A 25,223-nucleotide genomic window follows, 5' to 3' on the forward strand; every position below is an offset into this window, starting at 1 on the left:
ATCGATATGCCATGCCGATCCCGGCTTTGACCGGGCAAGGTCCACGGCCAAGTGGCGGCGCTCTACCGCGTCTGCACGGGTCGCTGCGACCTCAACGAAGAAGTCGCCGCGGGACAACTCGTCCTGGCCCGCAACCGGACGTTGATCTGAGCCTTCCCCGCCTGGTTCACCTGGAGAAATTTCTCACCGACCGTCCGCGCTGCCAGAGCAGCAGCATAATCGCAGAACCGAAACACAACTCCATCTAATTCGCTGGCATCTATTTATTAACTTACTATCATCGGCAGATCCGGATGGGGGCAAGGGCGACGTCGGCCACTCTACGCAGTCGTTTTCTGCGTTGTCGTCGGCTCCAGCCCGACGCCAGGATGTCTTGGCAGGGGGCTGGGATCGCCGAGGTCCACTAGCAAGAGCCAAAGGTTCTGAGATGCGGGTGACACTGCGTGGAAGCCACGCGCCGGGCACCTCGTGCGCGAGGTGCCCGGCGACGCTGCCGCAGGAGGCGCACCCGCGGTACCGGTGGCCCGAACCATCGCGTGACCCCGCGCGAACATCAAGTCGACCGCCGAAGACGATTCTCCAGCTCAAGGTCGCCACGAGTGCTCCGGACGTGCTCGGGGAGGGAATAGCACCCGACGTCAGCGCTGGGCACCCATGGTCACCGCCGGGCACGGCAGGTCGCGTGTGCCCGGGGTTTGCTCCGGACGCGCTCCGACCAGCGACGGAACCCCCACCGGGCGACCAACTGGCACCGGTGGGCATCCGATGGGACGCCCGGGCACTCCCGGGAACGCCCTGGTAGGTACGATATGGGCCGCAGGCCCTCGTAGCTCAGGGGATAGAGCATCGGTTTCCTAAACCGTGTGTCGTAGGTTCGATTCCTACCGGGGGCACCAAGTCATGATGGGTTCATGCAACCCGGCCGCAACCGCGATCGTCATCGGGGTGTGAGACGAGACAGCGGCTCGGGCGCGACCGAGCGAGACGAGCAGTTCCACGCGTTTGTGGTCAGTCGGCGACCTCGCCTTCTGCACACGGCGACCCTGCTGACGGCGGGTGACACCCACCTGGCCGAGGATCTCGTTCAGGCGGCGCTGACCAAGCTCTATGTGGCTTGGCCGGCGTTCAAGCGGGCGGACAACCCGGACGGGTATGTGCGTCGCGTGCTGGTCAACGCGTTGATTGATGAGAAGCGGCGGATCTGGCGGCGCCGGGAGCAGACCATGGCTGTGCTTCCCGACGTCGCCGGGGATACGCCTTCCGGCGCTGGCCCCGCCGGTGAGGCCGTGAAGCAGGCGCTTCGCGAGCTGCCGCCCCGGATGCGGGCGGCGGTTGTGTTCCGGTACTTCTACGACCTCGATGTGGCGGCGACGGCGGACGCGCTGAGCTGCTCGGAGGGCAACGTCAAGAGTCAGACCGCCCGGGGTCTGGATCGTCTCCGTGCCGCGCTGCACCAGGCGCAACCCACTTTTCTCAGCCAGGGAGCCACCCCATGAACGACCTGCGTGACCACTTCGAGGAGATTGCCGGGCCGATGCACGCCGTTGACAGCAAGCAGGTCGAGGCCGACCTGACCCGTGGCCGCCGGGCGCTGCGCCGCCGCCGTACGGTGCAGGCCGTGGCCGGGTCGGCGTTCGGTGTTGCCGCGCTGGCCGCCGCGATCGCGGTCGCCACCAGCAGCACGGAGGCGCCGAGCGAGCGGGTCACCGCCGGTGCGCCGGCCGTGCAGCTTGTCGCGTACCAGGGTGAGCAGCCCAAGGGTTTCACCGTCGACAAGGTGCCCGACGGCTGGTACATCCAGGCCAGCGAACAGGGTTACCTGACGGTGGCCCCGAAGGGCGCCGGCACCGACGACTCGTTCGTCGGCAAGATCGCCATCATGCTCGAGTCGAAGGACCAGAGCGGTCCCGGCCGTGAGGGCAAGACGGTCAAGGTCGGCGACACCGAGGGTCTCCTCGTCGAGAGCCTGAGCGAGCCGGACGCCTCCGGTGACCGCGGCTCCTCGCTCTGGATCAAGCAGCCGTCGGGCGTCTACCTGATCGTCCAGGTCTGGCAGGGCCTGGGCCTGACCGAAGCCCAGATCGTGGAGCTGGCCGCCGGGGTGCACGTGCACAAGGACGCCGTTCAGGGCGTCGGCTGACCCCCAAGCACCCCAAGCACCCCAAGCACCCCGACCACTACGGCTACCGCTGACTGCTGCGGTAGCCGTAGTGCGTTCGCAGGTCGCGGACCAGTTCCTCACCCGCGTACGCCGGGAAGTGTTGCCAGTACCAGGCGTCGCCGTCGTCGAGGCCCGGCCGGTCGATGCCGGCACGCTGCTCCAGGTCGAGGCAGGAACGGAACGTGACGTCGGCGCGGGCGACGCCGGCCACGAAGTCGACCATCTCGGGGTGACGCAGGAGTTCCCGGCCGCACATCACCTGCTGGATGACGCTGCGCACCCCGAGCCGCCCGTAGTACTCCTCGATCGTGCCCTGGTAGGAGGCCACGCAGGCGTCGGCGAAGCCGGACCACAGGGCCAGCAGCGACTCGGGGGTGTGCGTGCGGTGGCGGATGCCGGCCGCCCGTACGGTCGCGGCGAAGGCAACCGCGAAGTCACCTTCGCCGCTCAAGGTCGAGCTCCTGTCAATAGTTCACGGGGACCCCGGGCATCCCGTCGAACGAGTTTATGCCACCTTCGAGGATGTAGTAGGTGTCGATCCCGTTGGGGTAGGTGACCGCGAACTCACCGGTTTCCGGGTCGTAGAAGTACGACTTCCCGGTCACCGAGTCCTTCTTGTGCTTGACCCCCGGGCGATATCCGTCGCACGTGCAGGCCAGGTCGAGGGCGGCTTCCCGATACTCGATCTCGCTCTCGAAGCCCATCTCCGCGCCGTGCTTCTCGTAGTGCTCGTTCAACCGTTTCGGGCTGGTCCACGAGTCGGCGCCACATCCCGCGTTGTGCACCAGCAGCGAGGTCGAACCGGCCAGCACGTAGTACGTGTGCAGGTCGGCGACGGTCAGGTTGTGAACCCGTACGTAGTCCTTGTGATGCCGTACGGCCGAAACCTGCACCGCTGTTCCGGCGCTGGTCCGCAGCCACTGACCCGCTGACAGTTCCGCCGCGTCGACCCATTCGGCGAGCGCGGGCACCCAGAACGGGTGGTTGCCGGTCGCGGTGATGGTGCCGGTGGTGACCGTGACGTCGACAAGGTCCTTGTCCCCGGCTCCGACGATCGTCTCGGTCACCGGCTTGGCCACGGTGGCGCCGGTGGCCGGGTCGGTGGCCAGCACCTCGTCGCCGACGCGCAGGTCCTCGATGGGCCGGCTTCCGCCGCTGGCCAGCAGCACCGGGGTGCCGGGCAGGAAGCTGTTCTTCTTGGGCGTGAACGGGCAGGCCGCGTTCTTCAGCTTGTCCTTGGCCTTGTCGATCAGGCCGTCGACCTTCTTGCGGGCGTCGTTGACCCGGTCGAGGAACTTGGCGATCTTCGGCAGGAGCCGGGCCAGGTCGGCGGTGGCGCCGAGGATCTTGCCGACCGGCAGGAGGCCGACCAGCGTCCACAGGCAGGCCTCGATGTTGCCTTCCATGAAGCACTTCTTGATGTCGCCCAGACCCGACAGGTCCATGAACAGGTCGTAGGCGTTCTCCTTGAGGAAGTCGAGGATGCCCTGCGCGGAGAGCTCCTGCGCCGCGCGCAGCTCCTCGAGCTCCTCCGGGGTGAGGAACTGGAGCAGCTCCGGGTCGACCGGCGCCGACCCGCCGTCCGACGCGAGCGCTTCCGCGTTCTTCCGGCGTTCGGCCTCCTCGGCACGGGCCGCCGCCTGCTCGGCCGCGACCGCGCTTTCGAGGGCCTTCCCGGCCGCGGTCGCGGCGCTGTCGGCGTGCCGTTGCGCGCTTTCGGCCGCTGTCTGGGCCTTGGCCGCGTCGGCTTCGGCCCGGTCGGCGGCGCCGCGGGCGGCGGCCGCGTCGTTCTCGGCGGCGGTGGCCGCACGGCCGGCCGCGTCGGCGTCGTCCTGCGCGGCCTGGGCGCTGCGTTCCGCGATCGCCGCGTCGCTGGCGGCCTCGTTGGCAGCCTTGCGAGCGGCGGCGGCGTCGGCCTTGGCCTGCGCGTCGGCGCGGGCGGCACTGGCGGCGGCGGCTCGGGCGGCGGCGCCGTCGGCGGCTGCCTGCGCGGCTGCCTCCTTGGCCTCGGCGGCCGAGCGTGCCGCGTCGGCGGCGGATCGGGCCGCCTGCGCCGCGGCCGTGTAGGCCGGCTTGACCTGTTCCTGCGCCCGTTCGGCAGCCGCCTCGGCCTGCTGCGCCGCGGTGACGGCCTCGGCCGCGCGGGCCTTGGCCGCCGCGGCCTGTTCGGCCCCGATCACCTTGGCCTGCTCCGCGACGAGCTGAACGAAGTCGGCGTCGATGTCGGCGCCGGCGAACGGGTTGACCATGCCGATCGCGGTGTTGGCCGGTTCGGCGATCCCCGCCGCCGAGGTGCGCGCCGCGGCCGCCGCGCTGACGGCGATCTCGGCCTGCGCGGCCGCGGCCACCGACTCGGTGACGGCCGCGTCGGCTTCGTTCTTCGTGCGGTCGGCGGCCCAGAGCGACCGCATCGCCTCGTCGGCAGCCTGCAGGGCGAGCCGGTCCGCCGTCCGCGCGGCCTCGGCCGCCTTCGCCTCCTGCGCGGTGGCTACCGCGGCCTGCGCGTCGGCGCGCATCCGCGCCGCGTGGGTGGCTTTCGCTGTGGCTTCGGCCTTGTCGGCCGCGGCGTCCGCGGCGTCGGCGGCGGCTCGCGCCTTCTGCGCGGCTGCCCAGGCCCGTTGCGCGGCTTGCTGGGCCTGTGTCGCGGCGGCGCGGGCGTTGGCCGCCGCCCCGGACGCGGTGTTGGCCGACCCGCGCGCCGACCGGGCCGCGGTGCCGGCCACGCCGGCCTGCCGGTCGGCCTCGTCGGCCTGGCGCTGTGCCTCCTCCTTCTGCTCGCCGCTGCCGGTGGCGGCGGCGCGGGACCGCAGCGCCGCGGCCTTGGCCTTGGCCGTCTGCTCGGCCCGCTCGGCGGCGATGGCCTCGTCACGGGCCCGGCGGGCGGTGCCCTCGTACTCCCAGGCCTTGTCGTCGGCCCGGCCCGCTGCGCTGTCAGCGGCCTCGGCCTTGACCCGGGCGCCCCGGGCCACACCGGCCTGCGCTTCGGCGTTGGCGCGCGCCGACCGGGCGATGGCGGCCTGCTGCTCGGCCTCGGCGCGGTGCCGGGCGGCGTTGGCCCGCTCGGCCTCGGCGATCTGCCGCTGCCGCTTGGCCTCGGCCGCCTGCGCCTCGGCGGTCTCGCGGTGCCGGCGGGTCTTCTCGGCCTCGGCCCACGCCTTGGCCTCGGCCGCCTCGGCCTGCTCACGGGCCTTCTTCACCCGAGCGGCGGCGGTCTTGGCCGCTGCTGCCTGCTTGGCGGCGGCCGCGGCGAGCTTGGCCGCCGACCGGGCGTGCTGCTCGGCGTGCTCACGCCACTTGACCGCCTGGGCGGCGTGCGCCTCGGCCTGCTGCTGGGCGCCCTGGGCGTTGTTGGTCGCGATCGTCGCGTCGACCGCGTACGCCGCCGTCTGCGTCGCCCCGGCAGCGGCCGTCGCCGCCTCGTGCATGCCCTGGGCGATGAGCGACCATTCGACCCCGTACGTGAGTCCGGTCTCGACCAGGGTGTCGGCGGCCGTGGTTGCCGTCGCGGCGGCGGCCCGGGCCTGTTCGACCGCCAGTTGAGCGGCCCGCAGGTCGTTGGCCGTCTGCGTCCGGGCGGCGTTCAGCTCCGCGGCCTTGCCTGCCACGGTTCCGCCACCGGCGAGAATCCGCTGCGCGTTGCGGGCCGCGTTGGCCGCACCGCCCATGGCGTTCGCCGCGCGCTGCAGAGCCCGTACGCCCTCACCGTGCGCGATCAGCAGCTGCTGCCGGGCCGCGTTCGCACGGGCCGAGCGCTGCGCCAGGTCGGTGAGCTCCTCGGCCGCCTTGTTCCGCGCCTCGAGGTCTTTGAGGTACTGCTCGCGCTCGGCCGCGTCGGCCCGCGCCGCCTCCAGATATCCGCTGGTCAGGAACGCGTTGATCGCCGCGTCGTCACCGGCCAGAGCAGCCGTGGCTGCCCGTTTGACGTTCGACTCGGCCGGAGCGGCCGCGGCCACCAGCCGGACCCTTTCCCGCAGCGTCGCGGCGCGCTCGGCCGCGTCGGCAGCCACCTTGGCGTCGCGGTCACGGGCGATGCCGGCGCCATAAGCGAGGAAGAGCGCGCGGTCCACGTCGGCGCCCGCGAGCACCCGGTCGACCTCGGCGTTGAAGTAGGCGCCGCCGGTGCCCTTCATCGCCTTGATCACGGCCAGGTTGTCGGCCGCCTCCTGCTTCTTGCGCGCGGCGATCTGCTTGTCGAGCGCTGGCTTGTCGACCGTCGCGAACTTCAGGATCTTCGCCGGGTCACCGGTGGCCAGGGCAGCCAGCGCGGCGTCACGCACCTCGGGCTCGGTCGTGAACTCGGCGACGTCGGCGACCGCCTTGCGCCACCGCTCGTCGGTCGCGGAGACCCCGGTGGTCCCGTTCCACGTCTCGGTGACCAGCGGCGGAACCGGGACCGGAGCCGGTGACCCCTCGGTGGCCGCCGGGGTCGGGGCAGGCTCGGCGGCCGACGCCGGCGGGACGTGCAGGATCGTGCCGACCACCAGCGCGGCCAGCGACGACATCACCGCGGCGCGCACTTGTCTGGATTTCACGTGGAGGTGCCCTTCGACCAGAAGACGGGCGAAGGCGCGGTCAGGCGGGAGCGACCGCCGAAAACCGGTCCAGCGGTGAAATGGGCAGACTGGTGCCCTTCAACGTGCCCCCGTGTTCGACGCGCGCCGTCGAACCGGCCAACGCATCGACGGCAATGAGATCACACGTTGTCCGGCCGCGTTGTCCCGTCGCCAGGCCGGGCCACCGGTGAGCCGGCCCACAACCCTTCCCTCGTACGGGAAACCGACGGTGCCGCCACATCGAGCAACACCCGAACCCCCCTACGGGAGAGCGACGGTGCTGCCACATCGAGCAAGACCCGATTCCCGTACGGGAGAACGACGGCGCCGCCACAGAGCGCAGCCTGACCCCGTACGGGGAAAAGGGCTGCTGCTACCAACCGCCGACGCCCGCCAGCACGCGCTCGACCGGCACCGGTTTGCCAAGGTAGAAGCCCTGCCCGAACGGGACTCCACAAGCGACCAGGGCGTCACGCTGAGCGGCCGACTCGATGCCCTCGGCGATCACCGTGCACCCGTGCTGGTCGGCGAACTGCACCAGCGCGCGGATCGCGGCCTGCCGGGCGCCCGAGTACTCGATGCCGGCGATCGAGTTCAGGCCCAGCTTGAGGAAGGCTGGGCGCACCTGTTCGATCAGGGACAACGTCTCGTAACCGGCGTCCAGGTCGTCGACGGCCACCCGTACGCCGCCGCCCAGGCGCGCCACCTCGGCGGCCTCGGCGTCACCGGTTTCGAGAACCAGCGGGCGGCGCGACCCGGCCAGCAGCCGCGCCAGCTCGTGCGGGTGGCGCAGCAGGTCAGCGGTGGTGTTGAGCGACAGCCAGGTGCCGTTGGGCAGGGCCGCCGCCGACGTGATGGCCGCCTGGATCAGGGCGGCGTCGAGCGCGATGTGCACCCCGCGGGCGGCGGCCGACGACAGGGCCTCGCGCGGGTTGCTGCCGTCGGCGAAGCGGGTGAGCGCCTCGTACCCGGAGACATGGCCGTTGATCATGTTGTAGATCGGCTGGAACACCGTGAAGAAGCTGAACTCCTCGAACGCGTGCGCCTGTGAGGACGACGTCGCCGAGGACTGCCATTCCCCGGTTTGACCGCGTTGCAGCCGTACCGTGGTGTGCCCGGCGGCCGAACCGGTTTCGTGCCGGTAATGCAGCACCTGCGCCCAATCGCCGGCCGGAGCCGCGGTGGTGATGGCCTGCTTCTTGCTCGTACGGCGTTTGCGGCTCCGCTTCGGCGCGACCGGACGGATCAGCCAGTTGCGCAGATGCGTGAACAGGTCGACCGCCGTGTTGCCGAGACCGACGAACGCGACCATCGCGTACAGGGAAAGGGTCAGGTTGGCCACGGCGAACACCATGTTGTTCCACAGCTGGTGCTCGATGTCGACCCAGATCGTGTAGACACAGAGCGCGATCAGGGCCAGCGGGAGGATCAGGAAGCTGCTCGCCGCCGTCGTGCGGTTGCGGACCTTCGGCGTACGTTTGAACGCGCTCTTCTCGCCGGTGAGCAACTGCAGCAGCGAGGCGATGCTGCCGGAGAGGTTGACCGGCAGCAGGATCAGGTTGAAACCGTAGATGCGCAACATGTCCGACCGCTTGTAGCCCAGCTGCTTCAGGTCGGCCGCCATCATGAAGAAGTACGGCACCGAGATGAGCAGCAGGATCGGGTTGAGCAGCTCGTTGTTGAACGGATAGGCCAGCATCACGATCAGGCACACGGAGCTCCAGAAGATGGAGGCCATGTAGTTGACGCGCAGGAAGTACTCGCCGAAGCGGTTCTTGTCCTCGCGTTTCGACTTCGCCCGGAACTGGTCCTTCAGGCGCGACAGGATGAGCAGGCCGCCGTTGGCCCAGCGCTGCCGCTGAATGCAGAGCGAGCCGAAATCCGGCGGGGTGGCGCTGTAGGCCAGGCGCTCCGGGTAATTGTGCAGAAGCCAGCCCCGTACGCCGAGGTCGATTGTCGACTCGGTGTCCTCGATGACCGTACGGTCCTGGATGTACCGCTTGATCTCCCAGTCGCCCTCGTACGAGACCTCGCAGATCTCGTCCAGGGCCTTCTTGCGGAGCACGGCGTTCGCGCCCACCCAGAACGTGGCGCCGTAATGCGTCATGCCCTGGTGCACGATGTATTGAATGTCGGTCGTGGCGCCCGAAATGCGCTCGATGCGGGTGGCCGAGCCCGGATAGGCGGAATACGGCGTCTGCGCGACCGCGTGATGCGCGAACGCGCCCTGCTCGAGCAGATGAACGAGCCGCAGCGCGTACTCGGGCAGGAGCACACTGTCCGCGTCGAGTGTGAGCACGTAGTCGGGGTTCGGAACGACCAGGTCGGCGCGGTTGGGACCGGCCGTCACCAGCGCCGTTCCCAGCGGGGTGCTCACCTCCTGATAGGCGCCGCCCATGAGCCCGATGTAGCTGTTGAGGTTCATCGCCTTGTTGGGCTCGTGCGACAACGACACGTACTTCTTGCGCTCGAAACTGCTCATCTGCACGTCGAAGATGGCCAGCAGCCGCCGGTAGAACTGGTTCATCCGCGCGATCGGCAGGGCGACCTGCTCGTCGGCGCCCTTGTGCAGCGCGTTCGCGATCTGGCCGAGCTCGGTGGCGAGCGGGTTGACGATGTGCTCGACGAAGAACGTGTCGGTGTGGTCGACGATCTCCTGCCGCGCGCCCAGGTCGAACAGCCAGCCCGAGGCGTACCGGTATTCCTCGGCGAGCCGGCGCATGTCCTCGATCATGACCAGGTAGCCGCCGCGCACGCGTACCTGCTCGTCGAAATACGCATAGGCGTTCGACACCCGGTGGAACGGGACGCGGAGTTCGCCCTCGATCTTGCCGGGCAGCGCCCGCGCGGCGAGCAGCATGTCCCGCGCCGCGCGGGTTCTCGGCTGTCGCGGGTCGTCGATCAGCAGGGTCACCCGCAGGCCCGGGTATTCCTGCAGCGCCGCCGAGAGCAGGGTCGTACGGTTGGTCCGCTCGTCCTCCTGATAGGACGGCACGAGCACAGTCATCGACGGCACCTTCCCGCCGATGAATTCGTCGAGCATGACCCGCGGCGCCCGCTGATGGCCGCGCGCCCGATAGAAATAACCGATTCGCGTAATGAGGTACGCGGTGGCCGATGCGGCCAGCCCGGTGACCACCGACATGTACACGATCGCCTCGATGGCGAGCCGTACGGAATAGGCGTGGCCGGCGATGAACTGCTGAATGATTGTGTATGTGACGTAGCACGCCCAAACGGTGATCGTCACCACGATCGCCAGGCGGCCACGGGTAATCCGGCCTTCGGAGACCGGTGGCGGAACGATCGGATGAGGGTCCGTCCGCCGGTCGGCCCCCCATTGACGCTGGGCGTCCCGTTTGCGCTGGTCCGCCGGTGTGCGTGGCATGCGTGTGTGGGCCTTTCGGTGCGATTTGCGGCGACACCACAAGGCGATGTCCGCGGAATTGTGAACCCACCGTCCTCATGTGCAGCTCCGGATTACGGGCGAAAGAAAAACCCCTCGCGCCCCACCTGTCTCGTCCTTTCACCCGATCGCTAAAACCGTCGCCGTACGCCAGCGTGTCTCGACTCGAAAAATCGAAAGGGACCCCATGACGGACCGCGCCACACACGTAGCCGTGCGGCCCGATTACGACCCGTCAGCCGATCCGCTGGCCGACCCGAACTGGCAGGAGCCGGAGCAGCCGCGGTACAAGCTGTCGTGGACGCGGCTGATCCTGCTGCTGCTCGTGCTCGGCCTGGCCGGCGCGGGCGGAACGTTCGGCGTGATCCACCTGCGGAACACCGCGGGCCCCACCGCGAAGTCGTGGGCGGTGCCGTACGTCGACGTCACGCTGACCCCGACGTTCCCGTTCCAGGACCCCACCGCGAACCCGGCCAACGACGTGGCGCTGGGCTTCGTGGTCGCCGACCCCAAGAACCCCTGCCGGCCGAGCTGGGGTGGCGCGTACACGCTCGACGGCGCCGGCTCGCTGCTCGAACTCGACCGCCGGATCGCCCAGCTGCGGCAGGCCGGCGGCGACATCACGCTCAGCCTGGGCGGGCTCAACAACTCCGAGCTGGCCGTGGCCTGCACCGACGACACGAGGCTCACCTCCGCGTACCGGCAATTGGTCAAGAGGTACGACGTACGGACGCTCGACCTCGACATCGAGGGCACCGCCGTCGCCGACCAGGCCTCCCTGCAGCGCCGCGTGGCCGCGGTGGCCGCCGTGCAGCAGGAACGGGAAGACGCGGGCAAGCCGCTGGCCGTGTGGCTGACCCTGCCGGTGAGCCCGAGCGGCCTGACCGACGACGGCGTCGCGGTGGTGCGCGGCATGCTCGAAGGCGGCGTGCAGCTGCGCGGCGTGAACGTCATGACGATGGACTTCAACAACGGCGAGGCCCGCCCGGACATGCTCGCGTTGAGCACCAGCGCGCTCAACGGCACCCACAAACAGCTGTCCGACCTGTACCTGCGCCTCGGCCGGAAACTGACGTCGCCGCAGGTCTGGTCACGGATCGGCGCCACCCCGATGATCGGCCAGAACGACATCGACGCGGAACGTTTCACCCTCGACGACGCCGAGGGCCTGGCCCGCTTCGCCGTCGACCACGGCCTGGGCCGGGTGTCCATGTGGTCGATCAACCGGGACGCCCCCTGCCGCGGCACGTTCGCCAACGTCGTCGTCCACTCGAACACGTGCAGCGGCGTCGAGCAGGAGGCGCTCGCCTTCACCAAGGTCTTCGCCGGCCTCCCCGGCAAGGCCGCGGGCGGCGCCGACTACGAATCCGTCGAGATCCCCGACCAGGCCACCGCGGTCGACGACCCCAAGACCAGCCCCTACCCCGTCTGGCGCATGACGGCCCTGTACGTGGGCGGCTACAAGGTGGTCTGGAAAGGCGTCGTCTACGAGGCCAAATGGGCCAACTCGGGCCAGGACCCGGCGGCCGCCCCACCCGCAGGCGCCCAGAGCGCCTGGTCGGTGATCGGCCCGGTCAGCCCGGTCGAGAAGGCGCCCCGCCCCGTTCCGGTGGTCACCGACGTGTCCGACCCATGGACCCCCGGAGACGTCTACCGCCGCGGCGACCGGGTGCTGTTCGGTGGCCTCCCCTACGAGGCAAAGTGGACAACAAAGGACGAGTCCCCCTCGACCGAGTTCCCCATCGACGCCGACGACCCGTGGAAGCCCCTGTTCACCATCCCCGGCGAACCCAAAACCAACTGAACCCCCTTCCCCGTACGCCCGGAGCCCGCGACCCGTTCGTCGCGGGCTTCCCGGCTGAGTCGCGCTCCGCCTAGTTCGGCCGCGGTGGGTGGAGTTCGATGTGGTTGTCGGCGACGGTGACGATTGCCCGGCCCGTGGGGAACAGAGGCAGCGCCTCCTCGGGGAGTTGCAGGCGGCCCAAACCATCGATGGTGACCGTGCGGTCCTGGCCCGTCTCGTGTTCGCCGGAGAGGACGCCGTGGCGTAGGCGCAGGACCGTGTCCGAGGCGGCTGTCGCGCGGGCGTCGTGGGTGGCGATCACGACCGCGCTTCCGGCGGCGGCTCGGGCTTGCAAGAGGCGCAGGACCAGGGCGGCCGACTCGTCGTCGAGTTCGGCGGTGGGCTCGTCGGCGATCAGCAGGGAGGGCGGGCCCACGGCTGCCGCGGCCACGGCCAGGCGCTGCTGTTCGCCGCCGGACATGGTGCCGGGGCGGGCCGTCGCGCGGGACGTGAGGGCGACCTCGGCCAGGGCGGCGTCGACGTCCACGGCGACGCGGCGCAGGCGAGCGACCTGAGCGATCTGGCCCCGCGCGTCCAGCTGGGGGAACAGGCTGTGCGTGGGGCGCTGGGCCACCCAGCCGATCTCGCGCCGGCGCAGCCTCTGCAGGTCGCGCCGGGTCAGAGAGGACACCAGGCGGCCGCGGTGGCGCAGTTCGCCGCCGGCGGGGCGTTCCCGCAGGGCGAGGACGGCGAGCAGGGTGGATTTGCCGCTGCCGGACGGGCCGGTGATGGCGCTGACCCGGCCCGCGACAACCGACACGTCGACGCCGCGCAGGGCCTGGGTGGGGCCGGTGCGGGCGGCGTACAGCTGAAGCAGCTCACGGCCCACGAGCAGGTCAGTTGTCACGGTAGGCCTCCTCCTCGACGCCGGGGGAACGGGCCGCGGTGACCACGACCGCCAGGATGGTGGCCACCGCGGCGGCCCCGGCGGTGATGGCGAGGCCGGGCAGGGACAGCTGGAACGAGAACGCGGGGAACAGGCCGGGCTGGTCGTCGAGCAGCCGGGCGCCCAGCGGCATCAGAGCGGCCACGCCGGCGGTGGCGAAAGCCAGCGAAAGCGCGGAGAGCAGCACGAACTCCAGCGAACGGGCGCGCCGGACACGGGCCGGGCCCAGGCCGATCCGCGCGAGCATGAGATCCGACGGGCGGCGCAGCACCGCGGTTCGCTGGGCATAGACACACAGTGTCAGGACGGCCAGCAACGCCAGGTAACCGGCGATGGCGAGCTGATAGCCGCGGGCACGGCTGGTGGCGATGTACGCGGCGTCCTCCCGCAGCTGGGCCGCGGTGCTGATCCGTTCCGGCTGCAACCCCTTCGGCTGGGTGATCGCCAGCACGCCCGGTTCGCCGGCCGAGCTCCACAGGAACGTCTGGACGAAGAGCGCGTTGCCGCCCAGCGCGCTGCGTGGCCGCAGCCGGGGGTCGTCGATGCCGAGCTGCCCGAACGTGGGGTCGGCGGCGACCACGTACATGGCGCGGCCTCGCATGCCCGGGAACGCGCTGACACGCTCGGCAATCGTCAGGTCCTGCGTGTTGTAGCCCAGACTGACCCGTACGAGATCGACCTGGTCGGCCGCCGGGTCGGCGACGACGATGGCGCGCGGGGTGCCGTCCGGGTCCGACGGGCGGGCCGCCAGCGACGACACGGCGGCCCGGGCGGCGGCGAGGTCGGGACCGCTGCCCCACGACGCGACGTCACGGAACCGCGCGGGGTCGATCGCCAGCAGGTCCCGCCGGCCGTCGTCGAGCGGCGTCGTGATTTCCAGGTGCCACACCGCCGTGTTTCCCGGGGGCAGAGGCGGAACCCGTACGCCGGGAACGGGCCCCTCGGGCGGCAACTGATTCGGCACCTCGGGCGGGGGTGGAGGCGCTTGGTCGTCGAGTTCCCACGAGCCGTTCAGCTTGGCGACGGCTTCGGCGCCGGAGGCCACGGCGATCCTGTCCTCGGCCGACACGTCGGTGGAGCGCACTGCGGACAGCGCGAAGAGCAGCATGCCCAGCCCGGCCGTCACCACGAGCACGGTGAGCCGCCGTTCCGAGCCGCCCGAACCGAGCCGCCTGCGGGCCAGCCACACGACGACCCGCGACGACGGCGGAATCGTCCCGCCACCGCGTCCCAGCAGCGCCGGCACCCATCCTGCGAGCACCCCGGCGGCGACGAGCACAAGCAGAGGAACGAGCAGATCCACACCCCGTACGCCGTCCGCCTGTGCCAGCCCGGCGGCGGCGACCAGGGCCACGACGATGAGCACCGGCCCCCAGGGGATCGAGCGTTTCGCCGTGGCGGGAGGCGCCGGGCGTACGCGTCGTGCTGTTGCCGCCGCACCGGCCAGCCCGACGAGAATCAGGCCGGCGCCGGTCGCCCCCGCCGCGGTCAGCGCGGCCGGTCGCAGCGACTCCTCGATCGCGCCCGGTGGACCGAACCGTCCGACGAGCTGCCACCCTGCCAGCCATCCGAGGCCCGCCCCGACCACCGCCGGCAGCACGTTCTCCACCAGCCACAGGCCGCCGACGGTCACCGGCGACATGCCGACGGCCGCCATGTGCCGCAGTTCCCGTTCGCGGCGGCGCGCCGACAGAAGCGCCACCGCCAGCACCGAGGCGAGACCGACACCGGTGGCGGCCCATTCCACGGGCCGGGTGCGCACCCGTACGGTCTCGGTCGTGGCCTGCGCCGTCGCCACGATCCGGCCGATGCCACTGGCGAAGTCGAGCGCCAGCGGATCGTCGCCGTTCGACGGCCCCACGGTCGCGAAATGCCGCCGCTTGTCCTCGATACCCGCGGCCGTGCGCCGGGCCTCGTCGAGTGTCGCGCCCGGCACGAGCGCGGCCTCGACCGCCCACAGCAGCCGATCGTCGACGGTCGTGGCCAGCCGCTCGGCCGTGGCGACATCACCGATCAGCAGGTACGCCGGGAGGGTGCGGTACTCGGTGTCGCCGGGCGTGTCGCCGGTACGCAACGCCCACCTGTTGCCGCCCCTGACGTCGGCCGGGAGCCGCCCGCCGAGGTCGACGGCGTAGATGCCGCTCACCTTGGCCGTCGCCCGCTTCGGTGTGCCCCGGTTGCCTGTGACCACGGCGAGCACGATCTCGTCGCCGGGCCCCGCGCCGAGCTCCTGGGCCACCGGTTCGGGCAGCCACACTCCGCCGTTGCCGGTTGCCCGGCCCACCGCGACGAGTTCCTCGGCAGGGTCGCCGACGGCGAACAGCCGGGCCCGCTCGGTCTTGCCGTGGGCGCTGACGGTGGAGCCCCAGAACCGTGGTTTGGCCAGCTCGGCCCCGATCGACCCGCCGGTGAGGTCCGGTTCGGTCAGGCCCTCGACCTCCCGGAGTTCGTCGATGACCTCCCGCTGGTCGACGCTGCTGGGCCCGGCATCAGCCGACAGCCGCACGACGGCCGCGTCGTTCTGCCGCGCGGTGGCCGGAACCTGATCACGCCGTACCTGGAAGGCCGCGTTGCCCGCGGCCTCGGCGAACATCGGGCCGGCGGCCGCGGACGCGGCCAGCACGAGGAACGCACACAACGTCAGAACTGTCCAGGCCCGCTGCCGCACGCCACCCGCAACCGCCGCAACGGCGAGCCGGCCACCGGGAGTCATGGGCCTCCTCGACCACTACTTCACAGGTCCGATGACGCTATCCGATTGGGCGCGCTCCCACGACCCCGAGACCGCCCTGGTCCCACGCCTACCTGTCCGCCGGCTCGACCGGATCCGGAGCGCGGGCCGAGGGGACGCTCGCCCCGGTGACGTCGCACCGCACCCACGTCCCTCTTGACGGGTACACGATGTGCGGCGCGGGGTGGGGCGCGTCTAGAGTTGGGCCGCTCGCGCGGCGGAAAGGCGACGATGGCGAAGCTGATCCTCACCCCTGAAGAAGCAGTGCTCTGCGACGCGGTCGGAGTTCGCACCTTCCTCCAGGCGCGCGCGGTGCTGGCCGATGAGGAAGTCGTCGTGCAGGCCGTCGGCCCCACCGGTCAGGCGGTCGGCCAGGTTCGCCGCGGCGGCGTGGTCACCGGCGAGCTCGTTCCTGGAGCGACGCCCACCCTGACCGGCGTGTGCACCTGTTCCGACGCGGACTGCGTGCATGTCGTCGCGCTGCTCCTCGCCGCTCAGCAGGAGCCCTCGCCGACGAAGGCTGTAGCGCCGGTTCAGCGGCGGCCGGCTACCCGCCGGTGGGAGTCTCAGCTGTCCGCGTGGATGCGGGACGTGGCCGGGCCGCCGCCCGCTTCCGAGGCCGTGGAACCCGAGATCGGCCTGCAGTTCGAGCTGGTCGACGCGTACCTTCCGCGGAGTCGCAGGACCAGGCAGCGGATCTCGATGCGCCCGGTGCTGCCGGGCCGCCGGGGTGGCTGGGTCCGCAGCGGGATCAGCTGGCACTCGCTCGGATATGCCGGAGGCCGTTCGGTGGAGCAGCATCGTCAGCTGCTCTACGAGATCGTCAAGCTGTCCGGCTCGCACACTCCCTACTACTACGGCGGCAGCGCCACCAGCCTCTTCCTCGACGAGTTCGGCAGCCGCCGGATCTGGGACCTGCTGGCCGAGGCGCAGGAGTCGGGTCTGCCGCTGGTGCAGTACGGCAAGGACGCCGTGCCGGTGGTCGTGGCACGCCGCCCGGCGCGGGTGTCGATGCAGGTGGGCCGGGTCGACGGTGATCTGTCGCTGCAAACAGTGGTGCAGGACGACGGGGTACCGGTCGACCTCGAGCACGCGATCTTCGTCGGCGAGCCGGCGCACGGCATGGCCTCGTGGGGCGCCCGAACCAATGGGATCCTGCGGCTGGCTCCGCTGGACCGTCCGCTGCCGAAACCGGCCCGCAAGGTCCTGACCGCGCCGAGCATCCGAGTCCCCGCCGATCAGGAGGAGCGGTTCTTCGCCGAGTTCTTCCCGGGCCTGGCCCGGCAGCTCGAGGTGGTGCCCGGTGGGCCGGGTGTGCACCTGCCCGAGGTGGGTGCTCCGACGCTGACGGTGACTTTGAGCCCCGTACGGGATCATCAGCTGCGACTGCGGTGGGAGTGGACGGCCGAAGTGGGTCGCGGCCGGCACAGTGAGCCGCTCTGGTTGCCCACGCTCACCGAGGAACAAGCTGATCTCGTACGCCGGGTGACCGATGCCGTTGTGCCAGGTCTGCTCGAGCCCGGTCCGCTCGGCGCCCGTCTCGCCGCCGAATCCGTGCTCGGCGGCGACGAGATGATCCATTTCCTCCGTACGGTGGTCCCGGCGCTCGCCGATCTCGGCGTGTCCGTTGTCGAGCCGGACGAGGACTGGCTCCTTCAGCCGAGCGAGGCGCCGCCGGTCATCACGTTCTCGAGCGCCGCCCAGGGCAGCGAGCAGGACTGGTTCGACCTGTCGGTTCGTGTGGACGTGGGTGACGAGCGGGTCGACTTCGAGGCGCTGTTCGTCGCGCTCGCCCGGGAGCAGGAGTTCCTGATCCTGCCCAGCGGCGTCTACTTCAGCCTGGACCGGCCCGAGTTCCGGCAGCTCCGCGAGCTGATCGCCGAGTCCCGTGCGCTCACCGACAGCCCGCCCGGTGTGCTGCGGGTCGGGCGGTTCCAGGCCGGCGTGTGGGACGAGCTGGCCGAGGTGGGCGAGCTGGCCGGTCAGGCGGCGGATTGGCAGCGTACGGTGGCCACGCTCAGCGAGGCGGGCGTGGAGCTCGACCAGGCGGTGCCCGCCGACGTGCGGGCCGACCTCCGCCCGTACCAGCTGGAAGGTTTTCGCTGGCTGGCGGCGCTGCACGACAACGGGCTCGGCGGCATCCTGGCCGACGACATGGGGCTCGGCAAGACGCTGCAAGCCCTGGCGCTGCTCTGCCACGCCCGCAAACACGGCCGGTTCCTGGTCGTCGCGCCGGCCAGCGTCGTGCACAACTGGGCCGCCGAGGCTGCCCGGTTCACCCCGGATCTGGACGTACGGGCGATCACGTCGACGGCGGCGCGGCGCGGAGCCGGCCTGGCCGAGGCGGTCGAGGAGGCCGACGTCGTGGTCACGTCGTACACGCTGTTCCGGCTGGAGTACGACGATTACGCCGCGCTGGAGTGGGCCGGCCTGGTGCTCGACGAGGCGCAGTTCGTCAAGAACCCGCAGTCACAGGCGTACAGGTGCGCCCGCCGGCTCCCGGCCCCCTTCAAGGTCGCCATCACCGGCACCCCGATGGAGAACAACCTGACCGAGCTCTGGGCGCTCTGTTCGATCGCGGCGCCCGGCCTCTTCCCCCGGCTCGACCTGTTCACCGAGTACTACCGCCGTCCGATCGAACGCGAGCAGGACAAGGACAGGCTCGCCCAGTTACGCCGCCGGATCCGCCCGCTGGTGCTGCGCCGCCGCAAGGGCGAGGTCGCCGCCGACCTGCCGCCCAAGCAGGAACAGGTGGTCGAGGTCGACCTTTCACCCGGGCATCGCAAGGTCTACCAGCGGTACCTGCAACGGGAGCGGCAGAAGGTGCTCGGCCTGCTGGGCGACCTGGAACAGAACCGGTTCGAGATCTTCCGGTCGCTCACGCTGTTGCGCCAGGCCAGCTTGGACGTGGCGCTGGTCGACGAGCAGCACCGGGCGGTGTCCTCCACCAAGCTCGACCTGCTGGTGGAACAGCTCACCGACATCGTCGCCGAGGGCCACCGTACGCTGGTCTTCAGCCAGTTCACCCGGTTCCTCGGCGCGGCCCGCGATCGGCTGGAACGGGCCGGCATCGCCTGCGCCTACCTGGACGGCGCCACCCGCAACCGCAAGCGGGTGATCGAGGAGTTCAAGACCGGCGCCGCGCCCGTCTTCCTGATCAGTTTGAAGGCGGGCGGGTTCGGCCTGAACCTGACCGAGGCGGACTACTGCATCCTGCTCGATCCCTGGTGGAATCCCGCCACCGAGGCTCAGGCCGTGGACAGGACCCACCGCATCGGACAGACCCGCAACGTGATGGTCTACCGCCTGGTGGCACGTGACACGATCGAGGAAAAGGTGATGGCCTTGCAGGCGCGCAAGGCCGAACTGTTCGCCGGTGTGATGGACGGCGGCGACTTCACCTCCGCCGGGCTCACCGCCGCCGACATCCGCGAACTTCTCGGCTAAGACCTTCGCAGGCGCTCGTTCACCTCGGCCGGGTTGAAGGCTTCGGGGGTGAATTGGCCGGCGTCGGTCAGGCCGAGCCATTCCAGCCGTTCCTCGTGTTCCGGGTGGGTGGGGTCGGCGAGGATCTCGACCAGTTCCTGGTAGCCCCAGATGCCGCCGCAGTCGTCGGGTGGGGCGGCGCGGCGGCCGGCGGTGCAGAGCGGGTATTCGCGGGTGGGATCGGCGGGGGTCGCCTTCTCGATCAGGATTTCGTGTTCCCAGTCGTCGCCGAAGTCGTACGTGTAGCGGATCTTGTCTTTCGGCGAGGGCGCGACCTGTTCCAGGGTCACCGGGGTGTCGGAGCGGTGCCCGAGTTCACGGTCGGCGCGCCCGAATTGCCCGTACGGGGTGTCGAAGACGTACATGTGGTCGCCGTGCCAACCGAACGCCACCAGCAATGCGTGGTGCAGCCGGTTCAAGGTGATGTCGCCGGGCACCAGCAGCCGGCGCCAGATCGGCGGTTTCGCGCCCTTCAGGCTGACCTTGATCTGGTAGACGGGAGCCGGTCCGTTCGACTTCTTCCGTTTGGCCGGCAGTTTCGCCGGCTGGGGCCGGCGCTGTCCGGGCAGGTTCAGGCCGAACATCCCCGGCCCGCCGGCCTGGTCGATCAACGCGGCGAACTGCTGCAGCACGTCCAGCGAGGTGCGGTCGTCGGTGTGCGGGGACGTGACGGCTCCGCGCGGCCGGCGAGGCGACGGCAGCGTGGCCAGACGATTGCGGGCGAGCACAGCGAGTGGCGCGTACCCGGGACCGTCCTCGTTGACCAGATCCGCATCCTCCGGGTCAGCGTCCGGATCGTCCTCCGCGTCGTGGTCAGCGCGAATTTCCAGCGCCTGCTCGGCGTACCAGCGGAACTCCGGCGCACCCAGCTTCTTGGTCTTGATGGTCACCCCGTCGGCCCGCGCACCCTGGTGCAACCCCGCCACCAGAGTGGGGAGTTCCTCCTCGCCGAGCACGTAGATCTGGTCCGCGGCGCCACAGTTCTCGTGGTCGACCACGATGACGAGGGCGTGTCCCCGGCCCGCCCGCTCAAAGACGCCGACCAGGACCGACATCGTGCCCTCGTCGTCGTACATCCTGGTGAAAGGCCCGGCGCTCAGGGGCGCCGCCAGATGGCCCGCCCAGACCGGGGCCGCGACACCGGCTTCGGTCAGCCGCCCGGCCGCCGCCCGGGCGGACGCACCAGCGGGGGTCGGCTCGTCGCCGGACATCGCGCTGATCGCGGTGAGAATGGTCAGGGCCGCCCGGGTGCCGCGAGCCTCGATGGCCGGGACGAAACCGCCGGCGAAGGCCTCCATGGTTTCTTCCCCGCCGGACTGCGCCATCGCCACGAAGAGGGCGCCGGCCATCTCGGCCTCCAGCGGGTCCTCGGCCTCCGCCAGGGTGGCGGCGTCATCGACGAATGCGGCCAGGATCTGCCCGGGGTCGACGCCGTCGCCGGAACAGGCGGGGCAGTCGCAGGGCTGTTCCGCTTCGGACACGACGGTGAGGTTGGTGCGCCGTGAGGATCGGGCGGCTGCACGGTTCCGAGGGCGTCGGCTACCAGAACTCATCGCAATAGTCTGCACCGGTGCCCGACGGCGCCCGCATCCACCCTCCGGGGGCCGGCGCCCCGGATCGGCAGGGTTACACCGCGAGTCCGGGCCGTCGCGGACGCGCGTTCGAGTGTTCCGGAGGAGCCTCGGCACCACGGTCCGAGGGTCGGCGGGAACGGGCCGGGACTACCCGCGGGGGTGCGCGGCGACGAACGAGGCGATGTAGTCGTCCAGGCGGCGCGAAACCGTCCAGCCCAGCTCGGCCGCCTTGCTGTTGTCGGCCTGGCCCCGGGTGCGCTCGCCACGCAGGGCGGGGATCAGCTCGTACGGCGCGCCGAACATCTTGGCGACCTCGAGGATGGGCCACTCGTGACCGGCGCCGAGCAGGTAGCCGTCGCCCTGCCCCTTCTGGGCCACCAGCACGATGCCGCGCACGATGTCGTCGATGTGGGTGAAGTCGCGCGTCTGCGTGCCCGGCGACACCACCGGAAGCGGCTCGCCCTTGAGGTACTTGTCCTCGAAGATGCCGATGACCGTGGCGTACTTGCCGCTGGTGATCTGGCCGGGGCCGTACACGTTGTAGAAGTACGTGATCGCGTGGTCCAGCCCGTACCAGCTCGAGTAGTTCTTGATGTACTCGATGTTCTTGGCCTTGGTCCACGCGTACGGGTTGAGGTTTTCGTCCTGCCCGTCGTTGCCGAACTTCGAGCTGGAGCCCGCGTAGATCAGCTTGGCGCCGTTGGCCGAGGCGAACTTGACGACCTCTTTGGTGCCGAGCAGGTTGAAGTCCCACGTCAGGTCGTGGTCCTCGAACGAGGTGACGATCCGTGAGTACTCACCGAGGTGGAAGACGATCTCGGGGCTGGGCAGGCCGCGGTCGGCCCAGATCTTGGCCAGGTCGACGGTGGAGCCGTCGATGTAGGTCACCCGGGGGTCGTTGACGTGGTTTTCCGGCACGCCGGTGAAGTAGTTGTCCAGGGACACCACGGCAGCGGCGGGAAAGTCCGTGAGCAGGGACTTGATCAGGGCAGAACCGACAAATCCGGCGCCACCGGTGACCAGCAGTGTTTGACTCAACGTACTTCCTCCGACCGAAGACTCCAGCGGTAAAGGCTACCAAGGGCGGGCCGCCCGGCCCGAATCGTTCGAGCCGGGCGACCGGGACCGGCGACTACCAGGGAGAGGGCGCGGGCGGCGCGACCACCGGGGGCCGGTCGTCACAGGTGATCGTGTTGGGCAGCATCCACGGCGCCAGCCAGCCGCCGTCGTTGCCGCCACGGTCGGTGACGGTGAACTCGGAGCCGGCCGGGGTGAAACCGAAGCTGCCGCAGTTGTTGACGCCGACGGCTCCGACGTTGCGGGCATCGACGTTCTCGAACGACGCGCCGCCGGCAACCCGGGCGCTGAGCACACTCGTACCGGCGCCGTCGATCCTGATGTTCTTGAAGTGGACGTCGGTGATCGAGTACAGGTCCTTCACCGACCACTCGGAGACCAGCATGATCGCGTTGTAGGTGCTGTCGAGGTAGTGGTCGCCGGTGACCTCCACGGTGGCGCCGATGCTCTTGTCGAGCGCGTAGAGCCAGATCGCGCCGAGGCCGATGTTCCAGTTCAGGTCGAGCGTCCCCGCCCGTACGGTGGTGTTGTTGTTAATCTTGAGGGTGCCGGTGAACGGCTCGGCGCCGAAGCGCGAACCGGCGTGGATCGCGCTGCCCTCGCGGATCGGGTCGGCGATCAGGTTGTTCGAGACGGTGATGTCCCGGCCGCCGTAGATCGCGATCCCGTTGGCCAGCACCGGGGTCTGCACGGTGTTGCGGTCGAACGTGTTGCCCGCGTTGGTGGTCTTCTCGGACCACATGGCCAGCGCGTCGTCGCCGCTGTTGCGGATGAAGTTGTTGCGCGCGACCGACTTCGTGACCCCGGTGTGGAAGTTCAGGCCGTCGGCGATCTGGTCGACGATGATGTTGTTCTCGACCCGGGTGCCGGTCATCGGGCCGTCGAACCACAGGCCGACCTTGGTGTGCCGGATGTGCAGGCCCTTGACGCTCGAGTCGCTCATCGCCCCGCCGATCGCGTTGACCTGGTCGGTGTCGATTCTTTCCCGTACGTCGCCCTGGATCGCGAAACCGGACAGGTGCACGTTGCGGCTGCCGCCGTCGGCCGCGTCCTTGCCGTAGAAGCCGACCCCGGTGTGCACCGACCCGTCGGGCGCCGGGCTGCTCAGCGCCACCTCGCGGCCCTTGATGATTGTGTACCAGTTGCCGGCGCCCTCGATCGTCACGTCGTCGACCAGGATGTGCCGGTTGACCTGGAAGACGCCCGGCGGGACGTACACCTTGAGCCGGGCCTTCCTGGCGAACGCGATGGCCTTGTCGAACGCGGGTGCGGAGTCCCGTCTGCCGGTCGGGTCGGCGCCGAAAGCCAGCACGTTGGCCGCGATCAGATTCACGTACGGGAGTCCGGCCAGCTCGGAGTCGAGCAGGTCGATCACCGTCCACGGCACGGCCGACGAGGCGGTCAGGCGCACCTTCTCCCCCGCCGCGAAGGTGCGGCCCAGCAGCAGGCGCTCCTCGTCGTAGAAGTGGCTCGGCCGGAACGGCTTGCTGATCACGGGCGTCGGCGTGGTCTCGGCCGGGACGCAGGCGCACTCGGCGAGCCACCAGTCCGGGTGCAGCAGGCCGGCCTTGGGGTCGTTGCTGAACGGGTACTGGTTGTACAGCCAGGAGTACTGCGAGGTCAGCGTCATCGTGCGGGTGGTGTTGCCGGCCTTGACGGCAAGCGGGGCGGTCAGGCCGCCACCGTCCGGGGCGTCGGGGATGCTGTAGCGCACGGTGAGGGCGTTGGCGGCCTTGGGCAGGGTGAACTCGACGTACTGGCCCGGGGTGAGGCGCACGGCGGAGCGGCCGGAGGCCTCGGCGGGCAGTGTGTAGGCCGTACGGTCGGGGCCGATCACCGTGCCGGTGGTCCTGGCGCGCTCGGCCTCCTGTTCCAGGAAGTTCACCGAGGCGCCACGGCCGGCCACGAGGGACGGGTCGAGGCCGGCCCGGGTGACCGCGACCGTGGGGACGGGCGCGGCCACGGCCGGGCTGGGAAGGAGCGAGATCGCGGCGACGGCCACCAGGGCCGGGAGCATGCGGGACGGACGCATCTATGTGGCTCTTTCTCCAGGGGCGGGGTGGAGTGACCATAAGATTGCTGTGACGTAGTCCACAAGGTTTAGTCGCAAGTTTTCGTCAGATTGCTCAGCGCTTACATGGGCCGTTCAGTTTCTTGCATCGCCGTCGTGCTGCTGATCGCCGCTTGCAGCGGACCGGCTGAACGGACGACCTCATACGGGCAAACCTCCGGCGGCGGTTGCGCGATTCGCCTGAACCGCGCGGGAGGCCTTGGCATGCTCCACAGGTGACCTCAGGCCACCATCACCGCGTGTCCCGCCGTTCCCTGCTGGCCGGTGCGGGCGCCCTCCTCATGCTGGGCGGCGCGGCCGGAACCGCGCGGGCAGCCACAACGGGCGCCTCTCGGGCGTCACGCGTCACCCGCGGCACCACGCTGGTGCACGCCGACCTGCACAATCACACGCTGCTGTCGGACGGGATGGGCGAACCCGAACTGGCGCACGCCTCGCTGCGCGCGGCCGGGATGGACGTCGCCGCGCTGACCGACCACGCCACCGACTCGGGCTTCACCGGGCTCACCACCCGCAAGTGGCGGCAGCTCGGGGAGCTGACCGACGAGGCCGAGCACTCGGGTGTCTACACCTCGCTGCGCGGCTTCGAGTGGTCGCACTCCCACCTCGGGCACGTCAACATCTGGGGCACCGACGACTTCCTCGGGTCGGGCGGCATCGAAACCATGCAGCCCGTGTACGACTGGCTGCTGGAAAGCGGGGGCCTGGCCAGCTTCAACCATCCGGGCCGGCAACGGGAACGGTTCAACGAGTTCGCGTACGACCCGCGGGTGGCCCGGCAGATGGTCGCGCTGGAGATCTTCAACAACGAGGACGACTACCTGTTCGAGGGCTGGCCCAAGTTCAGCTCGCCGCTGGTGGCCTGCCTCAACGCGGGGTGGCGTTCGGGCCTGAGCGGGGTGGCCGACGAGCACGGGTTCGACTGGGGGCACGACGAAGGCAAGGGCCGTACGGGTCTCTGGGTCACCGAGAACTCGCGGGCCGGGGTGCTGTCCGCCTTGAAGGCACGCCGGTTCTTCGCCAGCCGGGTGAGCGGTCTGCGCCTGGACGCCACAGCCGACGGCGTACGCATGGGCCGGCGCCTGCCCGTCGCCAAGCGGGACGTCACCTTCCGCGTCGACCTCGACCGGGGTCCCGAGTACGCGGGTCAGCCGCTCCACCTCCAGGTGCTGCGGCCCGGACCGGCAGCGCCCGAGGTGGTCGAACTGCGGCACCTGGAGGCGGGCGACGTCGACACGTTCACCGTGCCGCTCGACGTGGACGACGGGGACTGGGTCGTGCTGCGGGTGTCGGACCCCACTCGCGACAACCCTGCGCCCGGCCCCGACGGGCACCCGTGCAACGATTTCGGCCTCGCGTACTCCAGTCCGTGGTGGTTGACCAGCGGATCCGTCCCGGCCAAAGCATCAACTCGGCACCCGTCCGGCCGATAGGC

13 protein-coding genes and 1 tRNA gene are annotated in these 25,223 nt (G+C 70.4%); 6 read left to right on the plus strand and 8 right to left on the minus strand.

Features of this window, described 5'->3' with window-relative positions; genetic code table 11:
* Positions 1-820 precede the first annotated feature (820 nt).
* From C8E87_RS13125 to C8E87_RS13135, 3 genes are all read left to right on the plus strand, one after another.
* Positions 821-896: transfer RNA gene (locus C8E87_RS13125), tRNA-Arg, on the plus strand.
* A gap of 15 nt (positions 897-911) precedes the next feature.
* The gene (locus C8E87_RS13130; protein ID WP_133873361.1) at positions 912-1,496 is read left to right on the plus strand and encodes a SigE family RNA polymerase sigma factor; all 585 of its coding nucleotides are present in this window, start codon (positions 912-914) and stop codon (positions 1,494-1,496) included.
* The gene (locus C8E87_RS13135) at positions 1,493-2,140 is read left to right on the plus strand and encodes a hypothetical protein (protein WP_133873362.1); all 648 of its coding nucleotides are present in this window, start codon (positions 1,493-1,495) and stop codon (positions 2,138-2,140) included. The genes C8E87_RS13130 and C8E87_RS13135 overlap by 4 nt, the downstream gene beginning before the upstream one ends.
* Before the next feature lie 43 nt (positions 2,141-2,183).
* On the opposite strand, the gene C8E87_RS13140 is transcribed toward C8E87_RS13135, so the two are convergent.
* The 3 genes from C8E87_RS13140 to C8E87_RS13150 all read right to left on the minus strand — a co-directional run bounded on the left by C8E87_RS13140 (position 2,184) and on the right by C8E87_RS13150 (position 9,964).
* Positions 2,184-2,612, minus strand: coding sequence for a hypothetical protein (locus tag C8E87_RS13140; protein ID WP_133873363.1), 429 nt, complete (start codon positions 2,610-2,612; stop codon positions 2,184-2,186).
* Positions 2,613-2,625: 13 nt separating this feature from the next.
* Entirely contained in the window at positions 2,626-6,693 is a 4,068-nt protein-coding gene (locus C8E87_RS45475) for a polymorphic toxin-type HINT domain-containing protein (protein WP_133873364.1), read from the minus strand.
* Positions 6,694-7,087: 394 nt separating this feature from the next.
* Entirely contained in the window at positions 7,088-9,964 is a 2,877-nt protein-coding gene (locus C8E87_RS13150) for an EAL domain-containing protein (RefSeq protein ID WP_239080715.1), read from the minus strand.
* A gap of 343 nt (positions 9,965-10,307) precedes the next feature.
* On the opposite strand from C8E87_RS13150, the gene C8E87_RS13155 reads away from it, so the two are divergent.
* On the plus strand, positions 10,308-11,924 hold the full coding sequence (locus C8E87_RS13155) for a chitinase (RefSeq protein ID WP_166661158.1): 1,617 nt from the start codon (positions 10,308-10,310) through the stop codon (positions 11,922-11,924).
* Between the two features lie 70 nt (positions 11,925-11,994).
* Here the strand turns inward: C8E87_RS13155 and C8E87_RS13160 are convergent, their stop codons facing one another.
* Together C8E87_RS13160 and C8E87_RS13165 are read right to left on the minus strand one after the other, a co-directional pair.
* Positions 11,995-12,810, minus strand: a complete 816-nt coding sequence (locus tag C8E87_RS13160) for an ATP-binding cassette domain-containing protein (RefSeq protein WP_133873366.1) — start codon at positions 12,808-12,810, stop codon at positions 11,995-11,997.
* Positions 12,800-15,562: an FtsX-like permease family protein gene (locus tag C8E87_RS13165; RefSeq protein WP_133873367.1), complete on the minus strand. Its 2,763-nt coding sequence runs from the start codon at positions 15,560-15,562 to the stop codon at positions 12,800-12,802. Before C8E87_RS13165 ends, C8E87_RS13160 begins: the two co-directional genes overlap by 11 nt.
* Before the next feature lie 249 nt (positions 15,563-15,811).
* Here C8E87_RS13165 and C8E87_RS13170 point away from each other — a divergent pair, with 249 nt between their 5' ends.
* On the plus strand, positions 15,812-19,027 hold the full coding sequence (locus C8E87_RS13170) for a DEAD/DEAH box helicase (protein ID WP_133873368.1): 3,216 nt from the start codon (positions 15,812-15,814) through the stop codon (positions 19,025-19,027).
* On the opposite strand, the gene C8E87_RS13175 is transcribed toward C8E87_RS13170, so the two are convergent.
* From C8E87_RS13175 to C8E87_RS13185, 3 genes are all read right to left on the minus strand, one after another.
* Positions 19,024-20,547: a plasmid pRiA4b ORF-3 family protein gene (locus C8E87_RS13175; RefSeq protein WP_203721012.1), complete on the minus strand. Its 1,524-nt coding sequence runs from the start codon at positions 20,545-20,547 to the stop codon at positions 19,024-19,026. The two genes, C8E87_RS13170 and C8E87_RS13175, sit on opposite strands and share 4 nt — an antisense overlap.
* Positions 20,548-20,787: 240 nt before the next feature.
* The gene (locus C8E87_RS13180) at positions 20,788-21,678 is read right to left on the minus strand and encodes an NAD-dependent epimerase/dehydratase family protein (RefSeq protein WP_239080714.1); all 891 of its coding nucleotides are present in this window, start codon (positions 21,676-21,678) and stop codon (positions 20,788-20,790) included.
* 94 nt (positions 21,679-21,772) lie between these two features.
* Positions 21,773-23,749: a glycosyl hydrolase family 28-related protein gene (locus C8E87_RS13185; protein ID WP_133873370.1), complete on the minus strand. Its 1,977-nt coding sequence runs from the start codon at positions 23,747-23,749 to the stop codon at positions 21,773-21,775.
* 278 nt (positions 23,750-24,027) lie between these two features.
* Here C8E87_RS13185 and C8E87_RS13190 point away from each other — a divergent pair, with 278 nt between their 5' ends.
* Positions 24,028-25,221 (plus strand): CehA/McbA family metallohydrolase, encoded by a 1,194-nt coding sequence (locus tag C8E87_RS13190; protein ID WP_133873371.1) that lies wholly within the window; start codon positions 24,028-24,030, stop codon positions 25,219-25,221.
* Positions 25,222-25,223 lie beyond the last annotated feature (2 nt).

The organism is Paractinoplanes brasiliensis (assembly GCF_004362215.1).
GTDB classification, from domain to species: Bacteria; Actinomycetota; Actinomycetes; order Mycobacteriales; family Micromonosporaceae; genus Actinoplanes; species Actinoplanes brasiliensis.

Bases quoted from the DNA above. Each gene is read 5' to 3' on its own strand.
- C8E87_RS13155 (WP_166661158.1), top strand. From the start codon at position 10,308: ATGACGGACCGCGCCACACACGTAGCCGTGCGGCCCGATTACGACCCG.
- C8E87_RS13135 (WP_133873362.1), top strand. From the start codon at position 1,493: ATGAACGACCTGCGTGACCACTTCGAGGAGATTGCCGGGCCGATGCAC.
- C8E87_RS13185 (WP_133873370.1), bottom strand. From the start codon at position 23,749: ATGCGTCCGTCCCGCATGCTCCCGGCCCTGGTGGCCGTCGCCGCGATC.
- C8E87_RS13130 (WP_133873361.1), top strand. From the start codon at position 912: ATGCAACCCGGCCGCAACCGCGATCGTCATCGGGGTGTGAGACGAGAC.
- C8E87_RS13165 (WP_133873367.1), bottom strand. From the start codon at position 15,562: ATGACTCCCGGTGGCCGGCTCGCCGTTGCGGCGGTTGCGGGTGGCGTG.
- C8E87_RS13170 (WP_133873368.1), top strand. From the start codon at position 15,812: ATGGCGAAGCTGATCCTCACCCCTGAAGAAGCAGTGCTCTGCGACGCG.